Source organism: Kitasatospora sp. NPDC057595, from assembly GCF_042800875.1.
In the GTDB taxonomy this organism is placed as follows: domain Bacteria; phylum Actinomycetota; class Actinomycetes; order Streptomycetales; family Streptomycetaceae; genus Kitasatospora.
In genome coordinates this window covers 207,373-233,202 of the sequence record NZ_JBHVGL010000012.1, presented here as the reverse complement: position 1 = coordinate 233,202, position 25,830 = coordinate 207,373, and the positions used below count along the sequence as shown (strand labels likewise).

The following is a 25,830-nucleotide window of genomic DNA, read 5'->3' as shown; positions in this document are numbered from 1 at the left end:
ACGGGGCTGACGGGGCTGACCGATCAGGGGAGCACCAACCAGCGGCGGCCGTCGAGGAGTTCGCGGGCGGCGTCGAGGTGGCCGGCGTGGCAGGCGGTCTCGGTGATCACGTGCAGCAGCACGTCGTGCAGGCTGTGCAGGTGCGGCTCGCCGAACAGGTCGTGCGGCCACCAGGCGAGGGCGCGGTCGGCCGGGGTGGCGGCGATCACGGCGTCGGCGAGCGCGGTCTCGTGGCGGTACCGGTCGAGGACGTCGGCGGCGGGCACGTCGGCGCCCACCCGCCAGGCGTCCTCCTCGTCCGCGAGGCGGTGGATCACCGCCTCGTCGCCGGCGACCACCGCGCGGAACCAGAACCGTTCGACGTCCAGCGCGAGGTGCTGGACCAGCCCGAGGCAGTGCCAGCCGGACGGCAGGACGGGGCGCCGCAGGGCCTCGTCGTCCAGGCCGTCGAGGATGCCGAGGACGTGGCGCCGCTGGGCGCCGAGGGAGCGGAGCAGCGCGGTGGTGCCGGTGCGGTCGCCGGTCATGCGGCGGCCGGGGCGGTGGTGAGGGTGGCCGGGTCGGTGTTGGCGCCGCACAGGACGACGCAGACCCGCTCGCCCTCGGCCGGGCGGTAGCCGTGGCCGGCGGTCCCGTCGTGCGGCTCGGTGAGCAGCGCGGCGAGGGCGGTGGCGGCGCCGTGCTCGACGGCGATCCGGCGGTCCTCCCAGAGCTCATGCCGGGCCCGGACGATCGCGGCGTCCGGGACGAGCACGGAGCGCACGCCCTCGTGCCGTGCCGCGTCCACGGCCAGGGCGGTGGCGCGGCGGGCACCGAGGGAGTCGGCGGCCACCGAGTCGACGGTGACGTCCACCGGTCCGCCCGCCGCGAGGGCGGCGTGCAGCGCGCGCGAGCCCTCCGGCTCGACCGCCACCACACGCACGCCGTGCTCGCGGGCAGCTGCGGCCACCCCCGCGAACAGCCCGCCGCCGCCCACCGCGACCAGCACCGTGTCCAGTCCGGGCAGCTGCTCGTGGACCTCCTCCAGCAGGGTGCCCGCGCCCGCCGCGATCAGCGGGTGGTCGTACGCGTGGCTCGCCAGCGCACCGGCGGTCGCGGCGTACTCCTCGCAGGCGGCCAGCGCCTCGGCGTACTCCGCGCCGACCAGCCGGACATCCGCCCCGTACGAGCGCAGCCGGGCGACCTTCACGCCGGGTGCGTTGGCGGGCAGGAACACGGTGGCCCGCACGCCCTGCTGCCGCGCCGCCCACGCGCAGGCCAGCCCGGCGTTGCCGCCCGAGGCGATGGTGACCCCGGCGTCCGGCAGGGTGCCGGCCTCCCGGTGGGCCTGGAGGAAGTTCTGCGCCCCGCGTGCCTTGAACGAACCGGTGTGCTGGAGGTACTCCAGGGCCAGCCACGGCCCGCCGTCCCCGCCCGGCGCGAGCACCACGGGGCGGACGCGGCCCGCGATCCGCTCCGCGGCCGCCTTGATGTCGTCGTAGCCGAGCTGGTGTCCCATCGTGTACCGCCTCCATGTCCGCGTACCGCCGTTCCCGGTACCGGGTACCGTACGAAGCACCGGGGCGGCCTGCCAAGCCGTGCGGGCGGGGCCGCTCCCGGGCACTGGCTCCACCGGAACCGAGAACTGTGAACCTGTGAACGGAGGCCGACGAGATGATCGGTGCGCTGCTGATCGCCGTCCTGGCACTCGTCGTCGGGGGCTGCGTCTGCGTGGTGTGGGCCGACCGGGGCGGCCCCCGGTGGACCCGCGCCGTGGCCGCCGCCACCGTCGGTGCCGGGCGCGTCGTACGGAGCTACCAGAAGTCCCAGCGCCGCCGGCTGGGCAGCGGCGGGGGTGACGGCGGCGGCGACGACGGGTACTGAGGTCCCCGGGTTCCCGCGTCAGGGTTTCCCTTTCCATCGGGCCGGGAGCCCCGGAGGGTTCAGATTTCCGCGGATCCATGCCCCTAGAGGCATGCGCGACCGGTGCCGAGGGCACCGCGCCCGAACGGCGTTGACGCTCCGTCAACGGCTGCCCGAGGCTTTCCGGCGGGCCGAACGGGCCCACGCTTCCCCTGACAACTCCGGCATCTCCGGGAGTATCCGATGAGCACGATCAAGTCCGCCGCGGTGGCCCTCGCCGCCCTCACCGTCGTCGGCCTGGGGGCTTCCCCGGCCCTGGCCGGCGACATGGGCCAGCTGCAGCCCGCGGCGAAGACCTGCAGCGCCAGTGGCGGCACCTTCTACTGCGGCGGCGACTACGGCGACGGCAAGACCTACGTCACCCTGAGCGACGGCACCAAGCAGATCTTCGTGATCGGCACCGACCACAACGTCTGGACGACCTGGACACCGCCGAAGGGCTCGCAGGTGCCGTGGATGTCCCTCGGCGGCACCAACGACTTCGTCAGCAAGGTGAAGATCGTCAACAAGAAGGGCGACGCGTTCAGCATCGCCTCGCGCTCCGCCGCGATCAACGCCGACGTCTACCGCGACCGCAGCGCCGGTGGCGCCTGGAGCGGCTGGTGGACCTACGCCGTGCCGCGCGGCTGACGATCCGCCACCCTCCCGCCCCCGGTGGACGTCACGTCCGCCGGGGACCGGGCGGGGTGCTCCTCAGCCCCGGCGCTCCAGCCGCTCCAGGCGGATGCTGACCGTCCGCCAGAGCCAGAGCACCGAGAGCGGCAGGGTCACCAGTCCGACGCCGACCGCGTCGCGCATCCGGCCGTCCGTGACGGCGGCGCAGTGGGTGTAGTCCCGGCCGCTGTAGTACTCGTAGAACATCGGCGAGCCGCAGTCCACCGACGTGCCGTTCGGGAACTCGTGCGAGGCCGGTACGAAGGCCAGCCCGACCGCCCACAGCCACGCGCCGAGCGCCAGCAGCCCCAGCAGGTGCGCGCCCCGGCCCCACGAGCCCTCGGCCCGCCGCCACGCCCGCGCGTTCCGCTCCCGCAGGAGCGCCCCGATCTCCCCGTTCTCCATGCCCCGTCCCCCCGCTCTCTGTGCGATCCATGGCCGGGGAGAGCATCCCAGATCGCCGTCCCCGGCCGTCGGCGGGGTCGGGTCAGAAGTCGAAGAACGCGCCGGCGGTGCGTTGCAGGACGCAGTGGTTGCCGTAGGTGTGCTGGAAGGAGAGCTGCCGCCCCCGGTACACGCCGGTGGCGGTCGCGGTGTACGGGTCGTAGAGGTCGTTGCAGACGCCGGGGTTGACGTTCAGTTGTTCGAGGTCGCCGTTGACGGAGTCGAGCAGCCGGCAGGCGGTGATCGGGTCGGGGTGGGTGGTGGCGCCGTCCGGCGGGCAGTCGAGGGTGACGACGTGCGGCATGCCGGCGCCGGGCGTCGCGCCGTGCGCCACCGTGAGCCGCAGACTCGCCTCGGTGGCCGGGGCGATGGGGGCGACGGCGTTGGCGGTGCCCGCAAGAGCGGTGGTGAACAGGGCGGTCGCGAGGAGGGCGAGGGCTCGGGTCGTCTTCACGTCCGGCGCAACGACCGGCCGGTGAGCAGGTCACGGCCGGCCGGAGTGCCGGAGTGGGAAGTCGGCGGGGCCGACTTTCCGCGCTCCGAGGAGGGTAAGTCGGTCGACAGGGCGAGTTCGGTTGGCGCAGAGTCACGTCATGGCTGATCTGTCCTTCTCCTCGTCGTTCCCGGATTCCTACGAGCTGCGCGCGGCGACCGTCGCCGACGCCGACGCGATCTACCAGTTGGTCGCCGCCCGCGAGCGCGAACTCCTGGGCCGCCCCGACACCGAATCCGACCGCATAGCCGCGGACCTCACCCTGCCCGGCCTCGACCCGGCCGTCGACACGCTGCTGGTGTACGACACGGCCGAACGCCTCGTCGGCCGGGCCTGGGTGCACTGCGGCCGACGCAGCGCGGTCGACGTCCACCCCGACCACCGGGGGAGGGGGCTGGGCAGCGCCCTGCTCGACTGGGCCGAGGCGCGGGCACGGCAGATGGGCGGTGAACGGCTCAGCCAGACGCTCGCGGACGGCGACCGGGCGGCGGTGGAGCTGCTGCGGTCGCGGGGGTACGAGCCGTTCGTCACCCAGTGGCTGCTGGAGATCGAGATGTCCGCCGAACCCGTGCTGCCCGGCCCGCCGCCGGGGATCACCGTGCGGCCCTTCCGGCCCGGCGACGAACGGGCCGCGTACCGGCTCACCGAGGACGCGTTCGACGAGTGGCAGAAGCGGCGGAAGTCCTACGAGGAGTGGGCCCGGCACACCGTCGAGCTCGACACGTTCGAGTCGGAGCTCTCGGCGGTGGCGTTCGCCGGTGACGAGATGGTCGGTGCGGTGCTGTCGCTGAACGTCCCGGACACCGGCGAGGGTTACGTCGAGCGGGTCGCCGTCCGGAAGGACCACCGGAACCAGGGGATCGCCCGTTTGCTGTTGCAGACGTCGTTCCGGGCCTTCTACCGCCGGGGCCGCCGGACGTGCACGCTGTGGACGCACTCGGAGACTGGCGCGCTGTCGTTGTACCAGCGTGTGGGCATGACGGTGCGTCGCGGCTCGGCGGTCTACGGCAAGGCGCTCGGCGGCGAGTAGGGCGAGCCGGTGGGGGAGTGGGAAGTCGGCGGGTCCGACTTCCCACTCCGGCGCTCTGGCGCTCTGGCGCTCTGGCGGATCAGGTGGATCAGGCGGATCAGGCGGTGAAGTTGGGGGAGCGGCTCTCGATCGCCTTGACGAACGCGGCCCACTCGGCGTGGTCGAACGCGAGGTGGGGCCGGCCGGGGTCCTTGTCGTCACCGAGCCAGACGTCGCCGTTGGGGAAGCGGGCGATGATCACGCAGTCGCCGTTGCCGTCACCGGAGAAAGGGGACTTGGACCAGTCGGCGTCAGCAGGGTTGTGGTCGTAGGGGTCGTGCGTCTGGCTCACGTCAGCTCTTCCAACTTGCGTTCAAGGGCGGTGATGGTGTCCTCGGGGGACAACGAGTTCTGCTTGACACGGCCGATGGCGCGTTCGGCCCGGCGTACGTCGCGTCCCGTCCTACGCGGGAGCATACCGCCGACGGCTTCGATGAATACGAAGCCGTTTTCGGGGTCGCCCGGGAATCGGAGGAGGGTGAGGCCCGAGGAGAGAACGCCTGGTCGTCCTGCGCTCAGCGGCACCATGCGGAGCGTGACGTTGGGCAGTTGAGCGACCTCGACGGCGTGGCGGAGCTGTTCCACCATGACCGCCCGATCGCCCGCGATCAGCAGCGCGACTTCACCGAAGTAGGCCTCCAACGCGAGGGTCGGAGCCTCGGTGAGCCGACGCTGGCGAAGGATCCGGACCTCGGCCCCGGCCTCGACACGCTCCTCGTTCGGGGAGTCGAGCCCGGCGGCGATCATCTCCTTGGCGTACCCCTCGGTCTGGATCAGGCCCGGGAACCCGGCCGGGAAGTAGTTCAACATGTACGCGGCCTCGGCTTCGAGCGCCAGGTACTCCGCGAAGGCCGGCGTGATCGCCTCCGCGTAGTCCAGGTTCCGCCACCACTGCTTCGGCGGGCCGCTGCCGAGGAGGTTCTCGTAGTACTCCCGGTCCGCGCCGACGACTCCGTAGTAGTCGAGGAGCGTCGCGAGGTCCTTGGGGCCGACGGGCTGGTCGGCTCGCTCCATCTTGCTGAGACGGGCGGCGCTCCAGCCATCCAGACCGCTTGTGACCTCCAGGAGCTTCTTGTTCTGCTCCAGCCGCAGGGCTCGCAGTTCGTCGCCGAGTCTGATCTGCCGGATCGTGGAGAGGTCGGTGGTCAAGTGGGGCCCTCCCTTCGGATGTTGATGCCCAGTCTTGCCGCACGTAGCGCCGGGACTCAAGCCGGTTTCAAGATCCACCGATTTTCTAAGGCGTTCTCTTGTGTTTTCGATTCACAAGGATTCACACTCAACGTGACCGAATGGACACGCTCCAGAAGGGGCCCTGCCATGTCCGCCTTGCGCAGACCCGTCCTCCGCACCTGGGAGACCTCCCTCACCGAGCACGGCACCTCGGTGCGGGTCGCCCGCCGCCGCATCCGCGACCAGCTCACCGCCTGGGGGTGGGCCGGGGAACGGGTCGACGACCTCGTCCTCATCGCCTCCGAGCTGGTCACCAACGCCGTCGTCCACGCTTGCCAGGGGTACGGCGAAGTGCGGCTCTACCTCCAGGAGTTCGACGGCGACTGCCGGCTCGAAGTCTGGGACCCGCGGCACGACCTCCCGCTCCAGGAGCGCCGGCCGCGCCGCTTCAACGAAGGCGGGCGCGGCATCGAACTCGTCCGCCAACTCGCCCTCGACTTCGGTGTCATCGTCCGCCGTGGAACCGGCAAGCGGGTGTGGGTCCGCGTGCTGCTCGACACCGACGCCAGTCCGCCGGGTCGCTGCCCTCCGTAACTGCCCCGATGCTTCCATCCGCTCATCCGACCGGTGTGGCAGGGGTGTGTCAGGCTGGTGGGTGGGGCGTTGTCGGTGCACGACCGAGGTCGGGAGGCTCGCGATGGCCGAGATCAGGGTGAACGGGGTGTCGTTGTACTACGAGACCCGGGGCGCGGGGCCGGGGCTGGTGCTGGTGCACGGGTCCTGGACGGACGCCGACAGCTGGGCGCGTGTGCTGCCGGGGCTCGCCGAGGAGACCACCGCCGTCGCCTACGACCGGCGCGGGCACAGCCGCAGCGACGACCTGCTCACCCAGGGTTCCGTGTACGAGGACGCCGCCGACCTGGCCGGTCTGATCGTCGGCCTGGGCCTCGCGCCGGCCTATGTCTGCGGCGACTCCTACGGCGGCCTGATCGCCCTCCGCCTCGCCGCCGCCCGGCCCGACCTGCTGCGCGGCCTGGCCGTCCACGAACCGCCCGCGACCGGTACCCTGCTCGCCGACCCGGAGCTGCGACCCCTCGGCGTCGCCTTCGCCGAACGGATCTCGGCCGTCCGCGAACTCCTCGAACAGGCCGAATCAGCGGCCGGCGCCGAGCGCTACGTTGACACCATCGCCCTCGGCCCGGGGGCGTGGGAACAACTCCCCGCGCCGGTCCGCCACACCTTCATCCGCAACGCGCCCACCTACCTCGACGAACTGCGCGACCCGGACGCCCTCGACCTCGACCTCACGGCCCTCAACCGCTTCACCGAACGTGTCCTCCTCACCCAGAGCGACGACAGCGAACTGATGTACGGCGAAATCCTCGACCTGATCGACCTCTCCCTCCCCAAGCCCGACCGCCACGTCTACCCCCAGGCCGGTCACGCTCCGCACCTCTCCGAACCCGAGCAATGGGTCCGCACCACCCTCCCCCACGCCCTCACCTGACCCCACCCGGGGGCGCGAACCCCACACCGCGCGCCCCGCTATGCTGACGCGTCGTTCGGCCTGCGGGTGGGGGCACGGAGATGGGCGGGAGTCGGGCGGAGGCTCGTCGGATCCGCCTGTACGAACCGCTACCTCATCCCCGGCCTCGGCAAGAAGAAGCTGCTGGGCACCGGCGCCGCGCTCAAGGCCGACACCCACCCGCTCATCGGCGCCGGCGACCTCAACAACGACGGCTACGCCGACCTCTGGACCATCGACATCACCAACGCCCTCGCCATCTTCCCCGGCTCCAGCAGCACCGGCACCACCGGGCGGGTAGACGGCTTCGGCTCCTGGGCCTTCGCCGGCTACGCGGACGCCAGCGTCTCCATACATTCCGCCCAGGTCGACTGGCTCTGCGCCGACGCCCTCGGCGGCGCGCGTGAGGGCGCCGAACTTGGCGTCTTCTCCTGCTGGCAGACCCCCAATCAGAGGTTCAACTTCGCGAGCGACGGTACCGTGCGCAGCGGCAGCTTCTGCCTCTCCACCCGTGACAACGCCCTGGACAACGGGACGCGGGCCGTCTTCTCCCTCTGCACTGGCGCCGCCGGGCAGAAGTGGAGCATGCGACCTGACGGCCGCCTGTTCATCCCCGGTACCGTCAATGGCGACAGCCCTGGCGGCAAGTGCCTCGAACTGCCGGGATGGGCGACCGAGCAGGGAACGCGCCTGGGCATCTGGGACTGCCCCGGACTCCAGGACAACCAGCGCTGGACCCTTCAGCCGGAGCGCACGACCTGACTCGACGGTGACGGACGGGGGATTGAGGCACTTCATCCCTGGGCCGCGGGCCCTGGCTTCGGCCAGGGCCCACGGCCGTTGTGCGTTCGCCGAGTCGGGTGCCGGGGGGCGGGTAGTTGGGGGAAGGCGAGATCCTGCGGGGACTGAGCAGGGCGGCTGCGGGTGTGGTCGAGTTCGGGGAGGGGAGAGCAAGTGGCTGTTCGAATGAAGTGGTCGAGCGTGGTGCTCGCGGGCCTGGCCGGGACGGGGGTGCTGGCTGTCGCTGGGTGGCTCCTGGCCACGGCGGATCGCACCAAGCCGGAAGGAACATGGCGCAGCGGGCCGTATTTCCTGGAACTCCGAAAAGGCGGCGAGATCGGCAGGTCGTCCCTTCCGGCCGGTGTCTGTGGCGGAAGTCGGTACAGGCCGGATGATCTGCTGATCGAATTGGACGGAACCTGGGAGAAGGAGTTCGAGCCCGATGCCGGCCGGGGTGTCCGGGTCGAGGCGGTGCGCAAGGACGGCGGTGGAACGTGCACGTTCTGGGCGTCGATCGGTGTGTACGGCGGAGGCATCGAGAAGCTGGGATTCAGCATGGAGCCTTCGCCGGTGAAGGAGCTTCTGAGGGAATCATGATGCAGATCCTCGGGGCCGTGCAGCAGATCTGATGTCGAGTCGGGTGGCAGGTCAGGCGGCGAGGGAGGTGCGGACGGCGTCAATGAGGTTGTTGGCGCGGGGGTCGGCGTGGCCGATCATGCGGTTGGCGGTGTAGGCGAAGGTGATGCCGTGGTGGGGGTCGGCGAAGGTGAACTGGCCGCCGGCGCCGTCGTTGCCGAAGCTGTGGGGGCTAAGCATGGGGCGGAGGGTGGGGGAGGGGAGGAGGAAGCCGGAGGACCAGCGGGCGCCGAGGTCGAAGCCCAGGTAGCCGGGGCCGGAGGAGAGTTCGCGGGTGGCGTCGGCGAGGGTGGCCGGAGTGAGCAGGGGCGGGGCGTCGGCGAGGCCGGTGACGGTGGCGGCGAGGAGGGTGGAGAGGGCGGTGGCGGAGGCGACGGCGCCCGCGCCGGGGAGTTCGACGGCGTGCAGGTCAGGGTCGTTCCAGCCGTGCGGGGCGTCGAGGCCGGGGAAGACGAGGGCGCCGTTCATCGTGACGATGCGGGTGAGCAGGTGCTCGGGGCCGGGCATCGGGCGGCGGCCGTCGGCCTCGGAGAGGCGGGCCAGGCGGGGGAGTTCGGCGGCGGGCAGGCCGAGCCAGGCGTCCAGGACGAGGGGCGAGGCGAAGGTGCGGTGGAAGAACTTCCCCGGGGTGAGGCCGGTGATGCGGCGGATCACCTCGCCGATGGCGAAGCCGAAGACGTGGCCGTGGTACTCGTGGGTGGTGTCCGGTTCCCAGAGGGGCTTCTGGTTCTCGATGGCGCGGATGACCGGCGTCCAGGCGGCGACCTCGGCGAAGGTGAGGGGCGCGTCGAGGGCCGGGATGCCGGCGCGGTGGGCCAGCACCATACGGGTGGTGATCGCCTGCTTGCCGTTCCTCGCGAACTCGGGCCAGTAGCGGGCGATCGGCGCGTCCAGGTCGAGGCGGCCCTGCTGGGCGAGCAGGTGGGCGGAGAGGGAGACGAGTGCCTTGGCGCAGGAGAAGACCGGCACGACGGTGTCCGCCTGCCAGGGGCGGCCGGTGCGTTCGTCCGCGACGCCGCCCCACAGCTCGACCACCTTGCGCCCGCCCGCGTGGACGGTGACGGCGGCGCCGAGTTCGGGGAAGTCTGAGAAGTTGCGCGCGAAGGTGTCGGCGACGGCGCCGAAGCCCTCGTCGGCCCAGCCGTGGTGGTCGGTCTGCATGGCGGTGTCCTTCTCCTGATTTCCTGAGCGCGCGATCGTCGACCGGGTCACGGTAGGGGGAGGTCGGGGTCCGGGGGAAACGATTTTGACGGCGTGAAGCCCGTGAAGCCGGTGATCAGGACGGTGCCAGTGGCGCCAGGGCGGCGGTGATGACGCGGTCGAGCGTGCGGTCGAAGGCGGCGTCGGGCCCCCCGGACGGGGGCGCCGCGGTGGCGAACGCGGCGGCCAGGTGCGGGTACTGGCCGCTCGCGGCGGCGCGGCCGAGGTAACCGGCCAGCTCCGCCTGCCACTTGGCGCCGGCCGCCGCCGTGCGCTCGTACTGCGCGTACTGGCAGATGAAGCCGTTGAGCAGGGCGAGCGCCTCCAGGCGGGCGGCGCCGTCCAGGCCGCTGGGCTCGGTGACGGCGAGGAAGTGGTCGGTGTAGCGCAGGGCGTTGGGGCCGAGGCCGGGGCGGGCGATCACCAGGGCGGGGGCCCAGGGGTGGCGGCGCAGGACGGCGAGCTGCTCGTGGGCGAGGCGGCGCAGGTCGGTGCGGCAGTCGCCGGTCGGGGCGAGGGCGGTGTAGTCGTACTCGTCGGCGACGGCGTCGAGCATGAGGTCGAGCAGGTGCTCCTTCTTCGGCACATAGTTGTAGAGCGACATGGTGCCCGCGCCGAGCGCCGCGGCGACCCGGCGCATGGAGACCGCGTCGAGGCCCTCCGCGTCGGCGATGGTGACGGCGGCGGCGGCGATCGAGGTCCGGCTGTGGGCCGGGCGGGGGCCGCGGCCGGTGCGCTCGGGGCGCAGCCAGATCAGCTCCGGAGCCTCACCGGGATGCGGGGTGGGGGTGGAGCTGTTGTTCGGGGGCTTGCTCGACGGCACTGGTTGATCACCTCGGTTTCCCATCTTAGATACGTACGGCGTACGTAGTACGATGCGCTCGCAGGTGCTTCTACGTACGCTGTACCTAGTGAGGGGAGTGGGCAGAGCCATGTCCGACACCGTCCGGAAGAACCGTTCGGCCGCCGTCGCCGCCATCGAGATGGCGGGCGTGGAGAAACGCTTCGGCGCGACCCGGGCCCTGCGCGGGCTCGACCTGACCGTCCCAGCCGGCACCGTTTGCGGCCTGCTCGGCCCCAACGGCGCGGGCAAGACCACCGCCGTGCGCGTCCTCGCCACCCTGGTCGCCCCCGACCGCGGCACCGCCCGGGTGGCCGGCCACGACGTGGCGCGCGACCCCGACGCCGTGCGCCGCAGCATCGGCCTGGCCGGCCAGCACGCCGCCGTCGACGAGGGCCTCACCGGGCGCGACAACCTGCACCTGTTCGGCCGGCTGCACCGCCTCGGCGCCGCAGGAGCCCGGGCCCGCGCGGGGGAACTCCTCGACCGCTTCGGGCTCGCCGAGGCCGCCGACCGCCCGGTCCGCACCTACTCCGGCGGCATGCGCCGACGCCTCGACCTCGTCGCCAGCCTGGTGACGGCGCCGCCGGTGCTCTTCCTCGACGAGCCCACCACCGGCCTGGACCCGCGCAGCCGGCAGCAGATCTGGGACACGGTGCGGGAGTTGGCCGCCACCGGCACCACGGTGCTGCTCACCACCCAGTACCTGGAGGAGGCCGACCGGCTGGCCGACACCGTCGTGGTCGTCGACCAGGGCGCCGCGATCGCCACCGGCCCGCCGCAGCGGCTGAAGGCGTCCATCGGCACCCGGGTCTCGGTCACCCTCGCCGACGCCGAGCAACTCGGCCGGGCCGCTGTGGTGCTGGCGGCGCTCGCCGGGACCGGCGACGTCGTGGTGGACGAGCAGGAGCGGACGGTCGAGGTGGTCTCCCGGCCCGGGGTGGAGGTGCCGCTGCCCAGACTGGTCAGGGAGTTGGACGCGGTGGGCGTGGTCGCGCGGGACGCCGCGCTGCGGACGCCCTCGCTGGACGACGTCTTCCTCGCGCTCACCGGGCGCACGGACGGTGTCCCGGACGGTGCCGATGTCGCGGGGAGGGCCGCCTGATGTCCGCACCCGCGCGCCTGATCGGCGACACCTGGACCTCGATGCTCCGGGTCCTGCTCGCCTACCGCCGCTCGCCCGGACTGCTGGCCGCCTCGCTGGGCGTCCCCGTGGTGATGGTGGTGGTGTTCGGCTACGTGTTCGGCAGCGCGGTTGCCGTCCCCGACGCGGCGGGCATGTCCGGTGCCTCCGGGGCCGGTGCCGGCGGCGGCTACCGGGAGTTCCTGATGCCCGGCCTGTTCGCCATGGTGGCCGTCAACGGCATCATGCCCACCATGGTCGGCGCCGCCCGCGACGTCGGGCGCGGCGTCACCGACCGGCTCCGCTCGATGCCGGTCTCCCGCACCGGCCTGCTGCTCGGCCAGACCCTCGCCGACCTGCTGGTCAGCGTGGTGGTGCTGGCGCTGCTGGCGGGGGTCGGGCTGACCGTCGGCTGGCGGGTCCGCGGTTCACTCGCCGACGCCGCGGCGGCGTTCGGCCTGCTGCTGGTCTTCCGGTTCACCATGACCTGGGTCGGCCTGCTGCTCGGCCTGGCCGTCGGCAAGGAGGAGGCGGCCGGACAACTGGCCGTGGCCGTCATCCCATTGGCGATGGTCACCAATGCCTTCGTGCCCACCGGCGGCATGCCCGGCTGGCTGGCCGCGCTCGCCGACTGGAACCCGATGAGCGCCGTCGTGCAGGCCGGGCGTGAGCTGTTCGGCAACCCGTCGGCCCCGTCGGCCGCCTGGCCGATGCAGCACGCGGCTCCGGCCACCCTGCTCTGGTGCGGGCTCCTGCTGCTGCTCTGCGGTCCGCTCGCGGTACGGAAGTTCGCCACCCACGGCACCCGCGGGAGCTGACGGGCAGGCAAACCGCCGGGGCCAGTGCGACCCGCGCCCCACGGGGCGAAATGTGCTGGACAGCACGGCCGGTGCGGCTCAGGGTGGCCCCATGGAGTTCACCCACCTCGGCCGCACCGGCCTCACCGTCTCCCGACTCTGCCTGGGCACCATGAACTTCGGCCCGCACACGGAGGAGTCGGACGCCCACCTGATCATGGACAGCGCCCACGAGCTGGGCATCAACTTCTTCGACACCTCCAACAGTTACGGCCGCACCGTCAACGGGGGCCACAGGGGTCACACGGAGGAGATCATCGGCCGCTGGTTCGCCAAGGGCGACGGCCGCCGCGAGCGCACCGTGCTCGCCACCAAGGCCTACGCCCCGATGGGGGACTGGCCGAACGAGGGTCGGCTCTCCGCCCTCGCCATCCGCCGCGCCGTCGAGGCCAGTCTGCGCCGTCTCGGCACCGACCACATCGACCTCTACCAGATGCACCACATCGACCGGGACACGCCCTGGGAGGAGATCTGGCAGGCGATGGAGGTCCTGGTCGCCCAGGGCAAGATCATCTACGTCGGCTCCAGCAACTTCGCCGGCTGGCACATCGCCCGGGCCCAGGAGGCCGCCCGCAGCCGCAACTTCCTCGGCCTGGTCAGCGAGCAGTCCCTCTACAACCTGCTCGACCGCGCCGTCGAACTGGAGGTCGTCCCCGCCGTCGAGCACTACGGGCTCGGGCTGCTCCCGTGGTCCCCGCTGCGCAGCGGCGTGCTCAGCGGCGCCCTGCGCAAGGAGCGCGAGGGCCGTCTCGTCCGGGGCGCGATGCCCCACGCCGGCGAGATCCTGGAGGCCAACCGGTCCCGTATCCAGGCCTACGAGGACCTCGCCGACGAACTCGGCGAGCACCCCGCCGACCTGGCCCTGGCCTGGCTGCTCTCGCGTCCCGCCGTCACCGCGCCGATCGTCGGTCCGCGCACCGCCGCCCACCTCGACGCCGCCGTCCACGCCCTGGACATCAAGCTCGACGACGAGGTCCTCGCCCGCCTCGACACCCTCTTCCCGGGCCACAAGCCCGCGCCGGAGGACTACGCCTGGTAGGAGCGGCGGACGAGGGAGACGGACGCACGTGTGCCCGCTTCCCGGTTCTCGCCGAGACGAGAAGCGGGCACACGTGTGCCGGATGCGGAAGGGGGGAGGTCGACGACGGGAGGAGTGTCCACTCACCGCCACTCTCAACGTATAGCGCACGGGGGGCCTTGCGGCAAGGGGGTGGGGGAGGCGCAGAATCGTCGCCCTGGGCCGAGATGGGGCGGAACGGCGGGATTCGGTGGGAATTGCGGAGTCCATGACGTTCTGCCCCGGTCGGCGGATGCGTGGGAACGACGGAACGGGGCCTTCGGTGCTGGATGGGATCCTGGATGTGATCGTGGTCGGTGGCGGGCCGACCGGGCTGATGCTGGCCTGCGAGCTGCGGCTGCACGGGGTCGGTGTGGTCGTGCTGGAGCGGCGGGCGGAGCGGGGCGGGGAGTCGCGCGGCCGCGGGTTGCACGCGCGCAGCGTGGAGATCATGGATCAGCGCGGACTGCTGGAGCGGTTCCTCGCGGTGAGCGAGAAGTTCCGGGTGGGCGGGCTGTTCGGTGGCGTCATGGCGCCCTGGCCGGACAGTCTGGACACCGCCCACCCGTACGGGCTGGCCACCCCGCAGGCGGTCACCGAGCGGCTGCTGGAGGAGCGCGCCCTCGAACTCGGGGCCGGGATCAGGCGCGGGTACGAGGTCACCGGCCTGAGTCAGGACGCGGAGGGCGTGAGCGTCGAACTGGCGGACGGCACGCGGCTGCGCTCGCGCTACGTCGTCGGCTGCGACGGCGGGCGCAGCACGGTGCGCAAGGCGCTCGGCGTGGGCTTCCCCGGCGAGCCCGCCACGGTCGAGACGCTGATCGGCGACCTGGAACTGTCCGCGGAGCCGGCGGAGGTGGCCGCCGTGGTGGAGCGGGTGCGCCGCACCGAGCTGCGGTTCGGCGTGGCACCCGACGTGGACGGCCGGCCAGGGGTCGCGCGGGTGATCGTACCGGCGGCCGGCGTCGCCGAGGACCGGGCGACGCCGCCGACGCTGGAGGACTTCAAGGGGCGGCTGCGCGCCGTCGCGGGCACCGACTTCGGCGCCCACACGGCGCATTGGCTCTCCCGGTTCGGCGACGCCACCCGGCAGGCCGAGCGCTACCGGGTCGGCCGGGTGCTGCTGGCCGGCGACGCCGCGCACATCCACCCGCCGACCGGCGGGCAGGGCCTCAACCTCGGTGTGCAGGACGCGTTCAACCTCGGCTGGAAGCTCGCCGCCGAGGTCACCGGCTGGGCGCCGGAGGGGCTGCTGGACAGCTACCACGCCGAACGTCACCCGGTCGGGGCCCGCGTGCTGAGCAACACCCGCGCGCAGATGACCCTGCTCGGCAGCGCGTCGGGGCCGACCGCGTTGCGGGAGCTGTTCACGCGGCTGATGGAGATCGAGGAGGTCAACCGCTACGTGACCGGGATGATCACCGCCGTCGACCTGCGCTACGACCTCGGCGGCGCGAGCGGCGTCGGGCGCGGCGGGGATGTCGAACTCGTCGGCCGGCGGCTGCGGGACGTCCGGCTCTCGGGGGACCGCAGGCTGTACCAACTGATGCACGGCGGCCGCGGGTTGCTCCTCGACCGCACCGGCGGACGGCTCTCCCTCGACGGCTGGGCGGACCACGTCGACCACGTGGACGGTGAGGGCGCGGAGGTGGACGCGCCCGCGCTGCTGCTGCGGCCGGACGGCCATGTGGCCTGGACCGGCGACGACCAGCAGGAGTTGGACGCCGCGTTGACCCGGTGGTGGGGCGCCCCGGTCCAGGGATCGGTGCAGGGGTCGGCCTGAGGCCGATGACTGGGGCGGCGCCGGCCGCTGCGCGACCTGAGGGTCGGGGTGCTGCTCGACCGGCACTCCCGGGGCTTCGCCAACACGTCTTGAGCGAAGGTGACTTCGCCTGCGCGAAAGCTTGACCGGTTCTGTCCGCGCTGGTGTAATCACCGCTCACATCGGCCTCTACCCGCGAGTAGCCAAAGTGGCGGGAGGGCCGGAAGCGCCGACAGGCTGGGGGCAGACGTGTTCGCGAAACCGACTCCGGGCTTCACCACCGCGGCCGCCACCGGGGACATCGTCGTCCTGCTCATCGGGATGCGGATCAACCGGTTCTGGGCCGTCCACCAGTGGGTGCCGGTGATGCTGGCGATGTTCCGGATGCTGCGCGACCTGGCGAAGGAACCGGAGCGCGGCCTGCGCGGCAAGGTCCTGCTGACCGCCTCGCCGCGCACCTACTACGTCGTCCAGTACTGGGAGTCCAAGGAGAAGTTGTACCGGTACGCGAGCGCTCCGGACGCCTTCCACCACCGGGTGTGGAAGATCGCCAACAGGAAGCTCAAGGAGGGCCGGCTGCGCGGGCGGGTCGGCCTCTGGCACGAGACGTACGTCGTACCGGAGGGGTCGTACGAGAGCGTGTACTTCGACATGCCGCCGTTCGGGCTCGCGGGCGCGGCCGGGGTGCTGCCGGTGGAGCGCCGCGGGCGGAGCGCCGCGCAGCGGTTCGCCTTCCGCTCGGAAGCGGAGGGGCGGGCGCCGGGGCCGGCGGCGGCCGAGTAGCCGGCCGGTCACCGTCCCCGCCACCGGACGGGCGGGGACGGTGACCGGCCGGGAACGTCAGGCGGTGGTGGTCGCCGGGAGGCCGATCGGGTTGATCGGCGGCAGGGCCGTGCGACAGAGCGCCGAGATCGGCTTGAGGGCGGCGGCGAGCCGGTCGAGTTCGGCGCGCGGGTGGTCCTCCCAGACCCGGGCGGCGGCGAGGTCGGTCGCCGCCTCCAGGGACTGGTGGCGCATCCGGCCGCACTCGGTGATGGTGCCGCGCTCGGTGAGCCAGCCGCGTTCGGTCAGCCGGGCGGCGGCCGCGTCCCACTCGGCGTCGGTCCACCCGCGCATCGGCTGCAGCGCCTCGCGCCGCACGTCCAGGGCGCAGCGCACGACCAGCGCCTCGCAGCCGTCCAGCCCCGCCGAGACCAGGGCTGCGATGTGGCCGTCGCCGCGGTGCTCGCGCATCACGGTGGCGGCCTGCCAGAGCCGGCCGTGCAGGTCGGACGGGCGGGGGAGGGCGGCGTTGGCGGCGGCCAGGACCCGCCCGGCGCAGTCCAGCCGGGTGACGGCGTCCTCCAGGAGGTCGGTCGCCAGCTCGATCTGCGCCCGGTCGACGTGCTCCAGCAGCCGCGCCAGGGCCGCCGAGGCGCCGGCGGCCCTGGCGGCGAGCGCGGTGTCCGGGTCGGCGAGCTTCCAGATCGCCGGCAGGGCGCGCTCGATCGGGGCGGGCGCGAAGTTGAAGAAGGCGGCGATCACGGGTGGCGCGTCCACCGGGCCGAGCGGGGCGGCGCGGCCGGCGAAGTAGCTGCGCGCGACCCCGCGCAGGCCCACGTCCTCGAAGGCGCCGAGGCCCTCCGGGGTGAAGTAGGTGACGGCGTGCACCGGCTCGAAGAGCCACCACAGGGCCCGGGCGGGATGGACGAGATCGGCCAAAGGGGAACCTTCCTCGGGGAGGGACTGGCGCGCCGTACGAGTGTTCTCGTAGAGGCTGATGACCACGGCGGCGGTCACCATAACCCTGCCCGGGGTGTGATGACGGTCACGCGGAGGTCTCGGTGGTGACACGTGGCCGACGGCGCACGAGATGATGGCCGGGGTGCGCCCCCGCGCACGCCCGATCCCTCGGTACGTTGGCCCGTCGGTATGTCGGTACGTCGGTACGTTGGCAAGAAGGCAGAAGAGGTAACAGGCCCCATGGCGCAGATCAATCCCAGCATCCTGTCCGCGGACTTCGCCCGGCTCGCCCAGGAGGCCGAGGCCGTGCGGGGCTCGGACTGGCTGCACGTCGACGTGATGGACAACCACTTCGTGCCCAACCTGACGCTCGGCGTCCCGGTCGTCGAGTCGCTGGCCCGGGCCACCGACATCCCGCTCGACTGCCACCTCATGATCGAGGACCCGGACCGCTGGGCCCCCCAGTACGTGGAGGCGGGCGCCGGCTCGGTGACCTTCCACGTCGAGGCCGCCGCCGCGCCCGTCCGGCTCGCCCGCGAGATCCGGGCCAAGGGCGCCCGCGCGTCGATGGCGCTCAAGCCGGCCACGCCGATCGAGCCCTACGAGGACCTGCTGCCCGAGCTGGACATGCTGCTGATCATGACCGTCGAGCCGGGCTTCGGCGGCCAGGCGTTCCTGGACATCATGCTGCCGAAGATCCGCCGGACCAGGCAGCTGATCGCCAAGCACGGGCTGGAGCTGTGGCTCCAGGTCGACGGCGGTGTGTCGGCGAGCACCATCGAGCGCTGCGCCGAGGCCGGCGCGGACGTCTTCGTCGCCGGCTCGGCGGTGTACGGCGCCGAGGACCCGGCGGAGGCGGTCGCCAAGCTGCGCACGCTCGCCGAGGGCGCGAGCGCCGGTGCCGACTGGGCCTGCGCGCACTGAGGCCGAGGGGGCCCGGCCGGGCGGTCCCGGCTGGAGGATCGCCGGGCCCTGGAGGAGGATCGTTGCGACGACCCCTCCGGCCGGGGAGGGGCGGGCCCTGCCACCCCTCACCGGCCCGACGCACACGGCGGTGACCGCCCCATGAGCAACCTCGACGTCAAGCCCGCCCCGACCACCTGCGGCGGCGAGCCCGGCACCGGACCGGTCCGCGACCTGCTGACCGCCCGCCGGGTGCCGCTCGGCGAGAGCACCGTCGTGCGCCGTCTCCTGCCGAACCTGGGCCGGCGGATGGTGGGGGCGTGGTGCTTCGTGGACCACTACGGTCCGGACGACATCGCGGACGAGCCGGGCATGCAGGTGCCCCCGCACCCGCACATGGGCCTGCAGACGGTGAGCTGGCTGCATGCCGGCGAGGTGCTGCACCGCGACAGCCTGGGCAGCCTGCAGACCGTGCGCCCGCGCGAGCTGGGCCTGATGACCTCCGGACGGGCGATCTCCCACTCCGAGGAGTCCCCGCGCCCGCACGCCCGCTACCTGCACGGCGCCCAGCTCTGGGTCGCCCTGCCCGACGCCCACCGCCACCGCGAACCCGCCTTCGAACACCACCCCGACCTGCCCACGGTCACCGCCCCGGGCCTGTCCGCCACCGTCATCCTCGGCACCCTCGACGGCGCCACCTCCCCGGGCACCACCCACACCCCCCTCGTAGGCGCCGACCTCACCCTCACCGCCGGCACCGACCTGCGCCTGCCGCTGGACCCCGACTTCGAGTACGCCGTCCTCACCATGTCCGGCACCGTCGACGTCGACACCGTCCGCCTCGACCCCGGCGCCATGCTCTACCTCGGCACCGGCCGCCGCACCCTCCCCCTCCACGCCACCACCGACGCCACCTTCCTCCTCCTCGGCGGCGAACCCTTCGCCGAGAAGCTCGTCATGTGGTGGAACTTCATCGGCCGCACCGGCGAAGAGATCACCCAGGCCCGCACGGACTGGGAAACCGGCACCCGCTTCGGCGAGGTCCACGGCTACGACGGCGCCCGCCTGCACGCCCCGGAGCTCCCAGTCTTCCCGCTGAAGGCCCGCGGGCGCGAGCGCTGAGCTGCGGAGATGCCCCGGTGCCGGGCGTGTCGCCGCGCCGGTGCGCGCCGCCGGGGTTAATGTTTAAGAGTCAACTTAAATCCGCCTGGTGAGGCGCAGGCCTCACTGCACGGTACGACCCGATGCGGGCCGTGAGCACAACAGGTGAAGAGGACAGTTCAAATGAAGGCTGCGCGCTACTACGACCGCGGTGACATCCGAATCGAAGACACTCCGGAGCCCACGGTCGGCCCGGGCACGGTCGGCATCGACGTCGCCTACTGCGGGATCTGCGGCACCGACCTGCACGAGTACCTCGACGGGCCGATCTTCGTACCGCCGGCCGGGCACCCGCACCCGGTCTCCGGCGAATCCGCCCCCGTGACCCTGGGCCACGAGATGTCCGGCGTCGTCTACGCGGTGGGCGAGGGCGTCGAGGACCTGAAGCCGGGCGACCGCGTGGTCGTCGAGCCCTACATCCTGCGCCCGGATGTCGACACCAGTGAGAACAACCCGGTCTACCACCTCTCGCCCGACATGAACTTCATCGGGCTGGGCGGTCGCGGCGGTGGGCTCGCCGAGAAGGTCGCCGTCGAGCGCCGCTGGGTCCACCCGGTCGGCGACGTCCCGCTGGACCAGGCGGCCCTCATCGAGCCGCTGTCGGTGGGGTACCACGCCTTCGAGCGCTCGGGTGCCAAGGCGGGCGACTTCGCCCTCGTGGGTGGCGCCGGGCCCATCGGGCTGCTGACCTGCGCGGTGCTCAAGGCGATGGGCGTCGAGGTCGCGGTCTCCGAGCTCAGCTCGCTGCGCCGGCAGAAGGCGCTGGACGCCAAGGTCGCCGACCACGTCATCGACCCCGCCGTCACCGATGTCGCGGAGGAGGTCCGGCGCCTCACCGGTGGCAGGGGCGCGGACGTCGCGTTCGAGGCCACGTCCGTCAACGCCGTCCTCGACACGCTGTTCGACGCCGTGAAGCCGGGCGGCGTCATCACCGTCATCTCGATCTGGGGCAAGCCGGCGTCGCTCGACATGCAGAAGCTGGTCCTCAAGGAGGTCGACCTGCGCGGCACGATCGCCTACGTCAACTCCCACCCGCAGACCATCAAGCTCGTGCAGGAGGGGCGTATCGACCTGGCGCCGTTCATCACCAGGACCATCGGGCTGGACGATCTCGTCAGCGAAGGCTTCGAGACCCTCATCCACCACAACGAGACGGCCGTGAAGATCCTGGTGGACCCCCGCCTCTGAGCCGTCAGCCATCCGTGACGGCCGGTGGGCCGTCGACGGGGGAGGGCCGCCGTTCCCGTGCAAGGCAAGGGGCGGCGGCCCTCCCGCTGCCGCGCGCCCCGGGGGTGCCAGGGGTGCCGGGCGGGGCCGCCGTTCGCGAGCGGCGCGGGTCCGGTCCGACGAGGGCATGATCGGCACCCTGCTCGCCCGGGAGCTGATGAACCGGCTCCCGGGACGGGAGGTCGCCGTCCTCGTCACCCACACCGAGGTGGACCCGCACGACCCGGCGTTCGCCCACCCCACCAAGTTCATCGGCCAGCAGTTCGACGAGCAGCGGGCCCGGTCCCTGGAGCGCGAGCGCGGCTGGACCACCGCTCCGGACGGCGCGCACCACCGCCGCGTCGTCCCCTCGCCCGCACCGCGGGCGGTCCTCGAAGCGCCCCTCGCCGGCCGCCTGCTGGCCGGCGCGGCGGTGGTGATCTGCGGGGGCGGCGGCGGTGTCCCGGTCGTCCGCGACCGCGACACCGGCCTGCTCCGGGGAACCGAGGCCGTCGTCGACAAGGACCTCACTGCCGCCCTGCTCGCCGAGCAGCTTGACGCCGACGCCCTGCTGATCCTCACCGACGTGACCCATGTGTTCGCCCACTACGGCGCCGCCCACCCCGGCCCGCTGGTGAGCGCCACCCCCGAGCGGCTGCGTGCGCTGGATCTGCCCGAGGGCTCGATGCGGCCCAAGGCCGAGGCCGCCGCCGCGTTCGTCGAACGGACCGGGGGCCTGGCCGCCATCGGCCCGCTGGACAACGCCCTCGACATCCTCCTCGGGACCACCGGAACCACGGTCCACGCCGCCCCCGGCACCCAGGACCTCAAGGTCGAAGCCCGGGGGTAGCGGGTGCGGAAGCCCGTCGGACCGGGCCGGGGACGGACGACCGTCCCCGGCCCGGTCCTTGTCGTTCCTTCCCCTCCCGGCTCTCCCGGGGGCCGGGGACGGGGAGGAGCCCGGGCCGCAGGGAACGGCGGAAGACGCGGTGGGCCCCACGAGACCGTGGGGCCCGCCGCGTCGCGTGGCGGCCGGTCAGTCGTGCGGCACGATCACGACCGGTGCCTGCGCGTGGTGCAGGACGGCGTGGGCGACCGGGCCGAGCCGCAGGCCGGCGCGGTGCGGGTGCCGCCGGCGGCCGACCACCACGACCGAGGCCTCGGCGGAGGCCTCCACCAGCGCGGAGGAGCCGGTGCCGATCCGGCAGTCCTCGACCACCTCGACCTCCGGGAACTCCTCCCGCCGGTCGGCCAGCGCCACCGTGAGCAGCTCGCGCTCGATAGCCCGGAACTGCTCCGCCTCGGCGAGCGGGGGGACCCAGCCGGCGTAGCCCCAGACCGGCGGCGGCTCCCAGCCGTGGACGGCGCGCAGGACCGTTCCGCGTCGGGCGGCCTCGCGGAAGGCGAACTCGACGACCTCCCGGGAGGGGGCGCGGGTGTCGACGCCGACGACCACCTCGGGTCGGCCGGAACCGCCGGGCCGCTCGGATCCACCGGCCCGGACGAAGACCGAGGGCACCTCGCACCGGCCGGCGACGGCGAGGCCGACCGATCCGACCAGCAGGCCGGTGAAGCCTCCGAGCCCCCGCGAACCGAGGACCAGCAGCTCCGCCCCGCCGGCCGCCCCGGCCAGCGCCGAGGCGAGCGGCTCGACCGCGTCGGTGTCCCCGATCAGCTCCGCCCCGACCTCCAGACCGGGGTGGGCGTCCAGGACCGCCTGCCTGGTGTCCGAGAGCATCCGGCTGGTCAGCGCGCGGACGTCGCCGGGCTGACCGGGGTCACCGTGGGTGTCGTCCAACCAGGTCCGGACATGGACCAGGCGCAGGGCGAGACCGCGTCGGACGGCTTCGGCGGCAGCCCAGCGCGCCGCGGCGGTGCTCTCGGACGAGCCGTCGACACCGGCCAGTACGTAGCTGTTCATGGGAATGCTCCGGTTCTCGTGGCGGGGGTGGGAAGTCCCCCGCTCGTGGGGCGTGCCCGGCGGCTCGCCCACGCCGGTCATCACCCTCCGCCTTCCGGGGTCCGCGGCCCAGGGCCCGGCAGCCCGGGAACACAGGGCCACAGGTCCCGTCCCACCGGTCCGGGCGTGCGCCGACCGGCCCTGTTCGCCCTCGCGCCCCGGCGGTGACCCTCGCTCAACCACCTGCTCGCTCGCGCGTCTGGCGCCAGGACCACAACGGCTTCTCGGCCCGACACCACGACTGGATCCGCGAACCCGGCATCGACCTCCCCGAGGTAGCAGACTGGACCCGGGGGCCTGACCGAGCATCAGGGGGGCTGTCATCGAGGAGACAACCACCGTGGACCTGCCCGTCACCGTCGGCGTCGACACCTCCGAGGCGAGCCTGGTGGCCGCCGACTGGGCCGCGCGCGACGCGCTGGTGCGCGACCGACCGCTGCGCGCCCTGCACGCCGTGCCCCACCCGGCCCCCGGGCTGCCGTCCGACGGGGGCGGCCTGCTGCACGAGGTGCGGCAGGTCCTCGCCGGGCGCCACCCCGCCGTGCGGCTGCACACCGAGGAGGTCCAGGACGTCGCCACCTCGGCGCTCGGCGCCGCCGCCGAGGACGCCGAGCTGCTGGTGGTCGGCGCGCGCGGCGACGGCGGCTTCGCCGGGCTGCGGGTCGGTTCCACCGCCCTGTACCTCGCGGCCCGGGCCGGCTGCCCGACGGTGGTGCTCCCGGCCGAGCCGACCGGGCCGGCCCAGCGCGAGCACCTGGTGGTGGGCGTGGACGCCCGCCGCCCCGCCGAGGCGGCGCTGGAGTTCGCGTTCGCCGCGGCGGCACGGGCTGGGCTCCCGCTGCGGGCCGTGCACGCCACCACCGCGGCGGCGGAAGGCCCGACCGCCGGGGGGCGGGACGCCGAGGCCGAGCTGCTGGCCCGCGCGCTCGCCCCCTGGCGGGCCGCTCATCCGGGCGTCGAGGTCGTCGAGGTGACGGAGCGGATGGCGCCCGGGCCGGTGCTGGTGGAAGCGTCGCCCAAGGCCGCACTGCTGGTGCTCGGACGCCGCCCCACCGTCCGCATCGGCCTGCTCGGCCCGGTCGCCCACGCGGTCCTGCACCACGCGGCCTGCCCGGTGGCGGTGGTGCCCGACGCGTGAGCCGCAGGCACTGCCGCCAGGACCTTCGGCCCCGACCGGGATGGACCGCGGTGGCCGCCGGTCCTCCCCGATCCGACGACGTGGCCCTCGCCCGCGCGGCGGCCATGGCACCCACCTGCCCGCGGTACCTGCCCGTGACGGGGCCGCACCCACGGCGCGGGCCGGGCGTCGAAGGGGTCACCCGGGCCCGCACCGGCCGGGGGACCGGCGCCCGCCCCGGAGCTCCCGGCGCTCCCGCTCAAGGCACGCGTGCGGGAGCGCCGAACGCGCGGGGGTCGGTGCTGTCTGGGCGGGTGCGCCGGGGTGGGTAGTGGGTCACATGGTGGTGAGCAGGGTCCCCTCGTAGGCGAGCCACTGGGAGAAGGCGTGGAGGCCCTTCGCGGGTTCGGTCGCCGGCGTCCAGGCGGGTGGGCGGGGGGCGGTGGTGAAGTGCGGTGCCGGGGCGGGGGGTTCGGTGGGGGAGGGGTTGGTGTGGACCGGCACCGGGCGGACGGCGGCGTGCACGGCGTTCGCCAGTTCGGCGAGGGTGGTGGGCTTCTCGGCCGCGACGGTGAAGGCGCGGGGCGCCGGGCGGGAGCGGAGCACCGCCAGGACGGCGTCGGCCAGGTCGTCCACGTAGACGGGGTGCAGCTCGCTGTCGGGATTGCCGTGGACGGTCACCGGGTGGCTGCGCAGGGCGTCCCACACCATGCGGCCGATGAGGGTGTCGCGGGAGCAGCCGGGACCGTAGACCTCGCCCACGGTGAGGGTGTACGGCTGCGGGTCGCGGTGCAGACGGACCGTCAACTCCTGTGCGGGAGCGCCCTCGCGCAGGCCGGTCAGGTCGAGCGTGGCGTCCGGCAGGCCGTCCCCGGCCAGGTCGGTGATCCTGCGCACGAGGTGCTCGCCGAGCGGTGAGGCGCCGCCGCGGACGGTGAGGCCGCCGGGCCGCGGGGGGCGGCGGGCACCCGGCCGGCCGGCGAACTCGTGGCCGGCGGCCAGTGCCCGGTGCGCCACCGCGGCCAGCACCTCGCGGCGTTCGGCGATCCGCTCCTCGGTACTGGTGTTGCTGATGCCGCCCGGCCCGGTGGTCGCGATCGCCTCGGCGTACACCTCGGCCCGCACCATCGGTGCGGAGCCGTCGGGGTCCAGGCCGAGGCGGGCGGCCTCGTGGCCCATGGCGAGGGCGGTGAGCCAGGTGCCCCGGACGTCGGGTGCGTCGGACTCCGGCCCGGGTGGCGTGAACAGCGAGCCGGGCAGCTCCAGGCCGCGCAGGTACTGCTCGCCGTCCATGTGCAGCCAGCGCTCGGGGCCGGGCCCCGCGACCCGCACCGCGCAGCGCGCGACGCCGTACTTGAAGAACGGCAGGACGCTCAGGTCGGTCAGCCGCTGCCCCTCGTCGCCGGGGCGGTCGTCGGGCAGGAAGCAGACCGAGCGGCGCGGCCCGCGGAAGGCGTTGCCCGAGATCGAGCCCTGGTCCTGGTGCTCGGCGAGGTTGGGCACGGAGACGTAGCGGGGGACGCCGAGGTCGGTCAGATAACGGTGCATCAGAATGTCGTCGGGCCAGCCGCCGAGGCGTGCGCGGCCGTAGCGGACGAAGCCTTCGGCGACGGCCCGGGGCAGTACGATCGCGACGCACGGGAAGTACTCGTTGACCGCGCCGACCCAGCGGGCACCGGCCATGGCGCCGAAGCGGACCGCGGCACCGTTGCGGGAGTCCCACAGGGCGAAGAGCGCCAGTGCCGCGTCCGGCATCGCCTCGATGGCCAGGTCGACCCGCTCGAAGAACGATTCGGACAACAGCATGTCGTCCTGGACCACGAGTTGATGGGTGGCGCCGTCCGCGACGGAGTCCCAGGCGGCGAGGGCCGTGCGCAGCACCGACGGGGTGCCGGTCGGGTCCGGGTCCATGACGACGCGCAGTGCGCCCGGAGGTGCGGTCAGGGCCATCTGCTCGGCGGCCCGCCGGCGCTTGGGGTGGGTCATGACCACCGCGCTGAGCTGATGGCGCGTCACGTGGTTTCCCTCTTTCTGGTGGGGTGTGGGGGACTTGGTGGCACTCGTGTCGCTATCTGCTACTGCGGGTGCCATCGATTCCGGACAGTACGGATAGAGCCGGAGGCTGGCAAGAGTGCCGAATTCGCACTGGCGTCACGGTTGGTGTCCCAAGGATGCTGGACTGGCACGCCACCTTCCGAGTGAAGCATGTGGCTGTGCTTGAGCGAGTGTTCGAGAGTTCGCCGTCTTC

28 protein-coding genes are annotated in these 25,830 nt (G+C 73.2%); 17 read left to right on the top strand and 11 right to left on the bottom strand.

The window, feature by feature from the left end; all coding sequences use genetic code 11:
• Positions 1 to 23: 23 nt before the first annotated feature.
• Both ACFU9E_RS20080 and ACFU9E_RS20075 read right to left on the bottom strand, forming a co-directional pair.
• Positions 24 to 527: a DinB family protein gene (locus ACFU9E_RS20080; protein WP_380682448.1), complete on the bottom strand. Its 504-nt coding sequence runs from the start codon at positions 525 to 527 to the stop codon at positions 24 to 26.
• Positions 524 to 1,498: a threonine/serine dehydratase gene (locus ACFU9E_RS20075; protein WP_380682449.1), complete on the bottom strand. Its 975-nt coding sequence runs from the start codon at positions 1,496 to 1,498 to the stop codon at positions 524 to 526. Before ACFU9E_RS20075 ends, ACFU9E_RS20080 begins: the two co-directional genes overlap by 4 nt.
• A gap of 155 nt (positions 1,499 to 1,653) precedes the next feature.
• Here ACFU9E_RS20075 and ACFU9E_RS20070 point away from each other — a divergent pair, with 155 nt between their 5' ends.
• Together ACFU9E_RS20070 and ACFU9E_RS20065 are read left to right on the top strand one after the other, a co-directional pair.
• Positions 1,654 to 1,863, top strand: a complete 210-nt coding sequence (locus tag ACFU9E_RS20070) for a hypothetical protein (RefSeq protein WP_380682450.1) — start codon at positions 1,654 to 1,656, stop codon at positions 1,861 to 1,863.
• Positions 1,864 to 2,085: 222 nt separating this feature from the next.
• Positions 2,086 to 2,532 carry a hypothetical protein gene (locus ACFU9E_RS20065; protein WP_380682451.1) on the top strand — a complete coding sequence of 149 codons (447 nt, stop codon included), beginning with the start codon at positions 2,086 to 2,088 and terminating at the stop codon, positions 2,530 to 2,532.
• A gap of 63 nt (positions 2,533 to 2,595) precedes the next feature.
• Here ACFU9E_RS20065 and ACFU9E_RS20060 read toward each other — a convergent pair whose 3' ends face one another.
• On the bottom strand, positions 2,596 to 2,961 hold the full coding sequence (locus tag ACFU9E_RS20060) for a hypothetical protein (RefSeq protein ID WP_380682452.1): 366 nt from the start codon (positions 2,959 to 2,961) through the stop codon (positions 2,596 to 2,598).
• 82 nt (positions 2,962 to 3,043) lie between these two features.
• Positions 3,044 to 3,454 (bottom strand): SSI family serine proteinase inhibitor, encoded by a 411-nt coding sequence (locus tag ACFU9E_RS20055; protein ID WP_380682453.1) that lies wholly within the window; start codon positions 3,452 to 3,454, stop codon positions 3,044 to 3,046.
• Between the two features lie 139 nt (positions 3,455 to 3,593).
• Between ACFU9E_RS20055 and ACFU9E_RS20050 the strand changes: the two genes are divergently transcribed.
• Positions 3,594 to 4,523, top strand: coding sequence for a GNAT family N-acetyltransferase (locus tag ACFU9E_RS20050; RefSeq protein ID WP_380682454.1), 930 nt, complete (start codon positions 3,594 to 3,596; stop codon positions 4,521 to 4,523).
• 97 nt (positions 4,524 to 4,620) lie between these two features.
• Here ACFU9E_RS20050 and ACFU9E_RS20045 read toward each other — a convergent pair whose 3' ends face one another.
• Positions 4,621 to 4,854: a DUF397 domain-containing protein gene (locus tag ACFU9E_RS20045; protein WP_380682455.1), complete on the bottom strand. Its 234-nt coding sequence runs from the start codon at positions 4,852 to 4,854 to the stop codon at positions 4,621 to 4,623.
• Complete coding sequence (locus tag ACFU9E_RS20040) at positions 4,851 to 5,711, bottom strand: helix-turn-helix domain-containing protein (RefSeq protein ID WP_380682456.1); 861 nt, start codon at positions 5,709 to 5,711, stop codon at positions 4,851 to 4,853. The genes ACFU9E_RS20045 and ACFU9E_RS20040 overlap by 4 nt, the downstream gene beginning before the upstream one ends.
• A gap of 168 nt (positions 5,712 to 5,879) precedes the next feature.
• Between ACFU9E_RS20040 and ACFU9E_RS20035 the strand changes: the two genes are divergently transcribed.
• From ACFU9E_RS20035 to ACFU9E_RS20020, 4 genes are all read left to right on the top strand, one after another.
• Positions 5,880 to 6,326, top strand: a complete 447-nt coding sequence (locus ACFU9E_RS20035) for an ATP-binding protein (protein ID WP_380682457.1) — start codon at positions 5,880 to 5,882, stop codon at positions 6,324 to 6,326.
• Between the two features lie 103 nt (positions 6,327 to 6,429).
• Positions 6,430 to 7,239, top strand: coding sequence for an alpha/beta fold hydrolase (locus ACFU9E_RS20030; RefSeq protein ID WP_380682458.1), 810 nt, complete (start codon positions 6,430 to 6,432; stop codon positions 7,237 to 7,239).
• Between the two features lie 66 nt (positions 7,240 to 7,305).
• Positions 7,306 to 8,019 (top strand): ricin-type beta-trefoil lectin domain protein, encoded by a 714-nt coding sequence (locus ACFU9E_RS20025; RefSeq protein ID WP_380682459.1) that lies wholly within the window; start codon positions 7,306 to 7,308, stop codon positions 8,017 to 8,019.
• Between the two features lie 192 nt (positions 8,020 to 8,211).
• On the top strand, positions 8,212 to 8,634 hold the full coding sequence (locus ACFU9E_RS20020) for a hypothetical protein (RefSeq protein ID WP_380682460.1): 423 nt from the start codon (positions 8,212 to 8,214) through the stop codon (positions 8,632 to 8,634).
• A gap of 51 nt (positions 8,635 to 8,685) precedes the next feature.
• On the opposite strand, the gene ACFU9E_RS20015 is transcribed toward ACFU9E_RS20020, so the two are convergent.
• Together ACFU9E_RS20015 and ACFU9E_RS20010 are read right to left on the bottom strand one after the other, a co-directional pair.
• Entirely contained in the window at positions 8,686 to 9,834 is a 1,149-nt protein-coding gene (locus ACFU9E_RS20015) for a serine hydrolase domain-containing protein (protein WP_380682461.1), read from the bottom strand.
• 115 nt (positions 9,835 to 9,949) lie between these two features.
• On the bottom strand, positions 9,950 to 10,696 hold the full coding sequence (locus ACFU9E_RS20010) for a TetR/AcrR family transcriptional regulator (protein ID WP_380682462.1): 747 nt from the start codon (positions 10,694 to 10,696) through the stop codon (positions 9,950 to 9,952).
• A 109-nt stretch (positions 10,697 to 10,805) separates the two neighbouring features.
• On the opposite strand from ACFU9E_RS20010, the gene ACFU9E_RS20005 reads away from it, so the two are divergent.
• The 5 genes from ACFU9E_RS20005 to ACFU9E_RS19985 all read left to right on the top strand — a co-directional run bounded on the left by ACFU9E_RS20005 (position 10,806) and on the right by ACFU9E_RS19985 (position 16,296).
• Complete coding sequence (locus ACFU9E_RS20005) at positions 10,806 to 11,819, top strand: ATP-binding cassette domain-containing protein (protein WP_380682463.1); 1,014 nt, start codon at positions 10,806 to 10,808, stop codon at positions 11,817 to 11,819.
• Entirely contained in the window at positions 11,819 to 12,655 is an 837-nt protein-coding gene (locus ACFU9E_RS20000) for an ABC transporter permease (protein ID WP_380682464.1), read from the top strand. The genes ACFU9E_RS20005 and ACFU9E_RS20000 overlap by 1 nt, the downstream gene beginning before the upstream one ends.
• A gap of 91 nt (positions 12,656 to 12,746) precedes the next feature.
• Positions 12,747 to 13,733: an aldo/keto reductase gene (locus ACFU9E_RS19995; protein WP_380682466.1), complete on the top strand. Its 987-nt coding sequence runs from the start codon at positions 12,747 to 12,749 to the stop codon at positions 13,731 to 13,733.
• 313 nt (positions 13,734 to 14,046) lie between these two features.
• Positions 14,047 to 15,534, top strand: a complete 1,488-nt coding sequence (locus tag ACFU9E_RS19990; protein ID WP_380682468.1) for an FAD-dependent monooxygenase — start codon at positions 14,047 to 14,049, stop codon at positions 15,532 to 15,534.
• Positions 15,535 to 15,762: 228 nt separating this feature from the next.
• Positions 15,763 to 16,296: a DUF4188 domain-containing protein gene (locus ACFU9E_RS19985; RefSeq protein ID WP_380682467.1), complete on the top strand. Its 534-nt coding sequence runs from the start codon at positions 15,763 to 15,765 to the stop codon at positions 16,294 to 16,296.
• Positions 16,297 to 16,353: 57 nt separating this feature from the next.
• Here ACFU9E_RS19985 and ACFU9E_RS19980 read toward each other — a convergent pair whose 3' ends face one another.
• Positions 16,354 to 17,214, bottom strand: a complete 861-nt coding sequence (locus ACFU9E_RS19980; protein WP_380715215.1) for a hypothetical protein — start codon at positions 17,212 to 17,214, stop codon at positions 16,354 to 16,356.
• 261 nt (positions 17,215 to 17,475) lie between these two features.
• Here ACFU9E_RS19980 and rpe point away from each other — a divergent pair, with 261 nt between their 5' ends.
• The 4 genes from rpe to ACFU9E_RS19960 all read left to right on the top strand — a co-directional run bounded on the left by rpe (position 17,476) and on the right by ACFU9E_RS19960 (position 21,355).
• Positions 17,476 to 18,159 (top strand): ribulose-phosphate 3-epimerase, encoded by a 684-nt coding sequence (gene rpe / locus ACFU9E_RS19975; RefSeq protein WP_380688930.1) that lies wholly within the window; start codon positions 17,476 to 17,478, stop codon positions 18,157 to 18,159.
• 141 nt (positions 18,160 to 18,300) lie between these two features.
• Entirely contained in the window at positions 18,301 to 19,260 is a 960-nt protein-coding gene (locus tag ACFU9E_RS19970) for a pirin family protein (protein ID WP_380688932.1), read from the top strand.
• 162 nt (positions 19,261 to 19,422) lie between these two features.
• On the top strand, positions 19,423 to 20,487 hold the full coding sequence (locus ACFU9E_RS19965; protein WP_380688934.1) for a 2,3-butanediol dehydrogenase: 1,065 nt from the start codon (positions 19,423 to 19,425) through the stop codon (positions 20,485 to 20,487).
• Between the two features lie 166 nt (positions 20,488 to 20,653).
• Entirely contained in the window at positions 20,654 to 21,355 is a 702-nt protein-coding gene (locus ACFU9E_RS19960) for a carbamate kinase (RefSeq protein WP_380688936.1), read from the top strand.
• Positions 21,356 to 21,541: 186 nt separating this feature from the next.
• Here the strand turns inward: ACFU9E_RS19960 and ACFU9E_RS19955 are convergent, their stop codons facing one another.
• On the bottom strand, positions 21,542 to 22,426 hold the full coding sequence (locus ACFU9E_RS19955; RefSeq protein ID WP_380683527.1) for a universal stress protein: 885 nt from the start codon (positions 22,424 to 22,426) through the stop codon (positions 21,542 to 21,544).
• A 379-nt stretch (positions 22,427 to 22,805) separates the two neighbouring features.
• On the opposite strand from ACFU9E_RS19955, the gene ACFU9E_RS19950 reads away from it, so the two are divergent.
• Positions 22,806 to 23,603 carry a universal stress protein gene (locus ACFU9E_RS19950; RefSeq protein ID WP_380683526.1) on the top strand — a complete coding sequence of 266 codons (798 nt, stop codon included), beginning with the start codon at positions 22,806 to 22,808 and terminating at the stop codon, positions 23,601 to 23,603.
• Positions 23,604 to 23,918: 315 nt separating this feature from the next.
• Here ACFU9E_RS19950 and ACFU9E_RS19945 read toward each other — a convergent pair whose 3' ends face one another.
• Complete coding sequence (locus tag ACFU9E_RS19945) at positions 23,919 to 25,598, bottom strand: NAD-dependent epimerase/dehydratase family protein (RefSeq protein WP_380683524.1); 1,680 nt, start codon at positions 25,596 to 25,598, stop codon at positions 23,919 to 23,921.
• Positions 25,599 to 25,830: the final 232 nt, after the last annotated feature.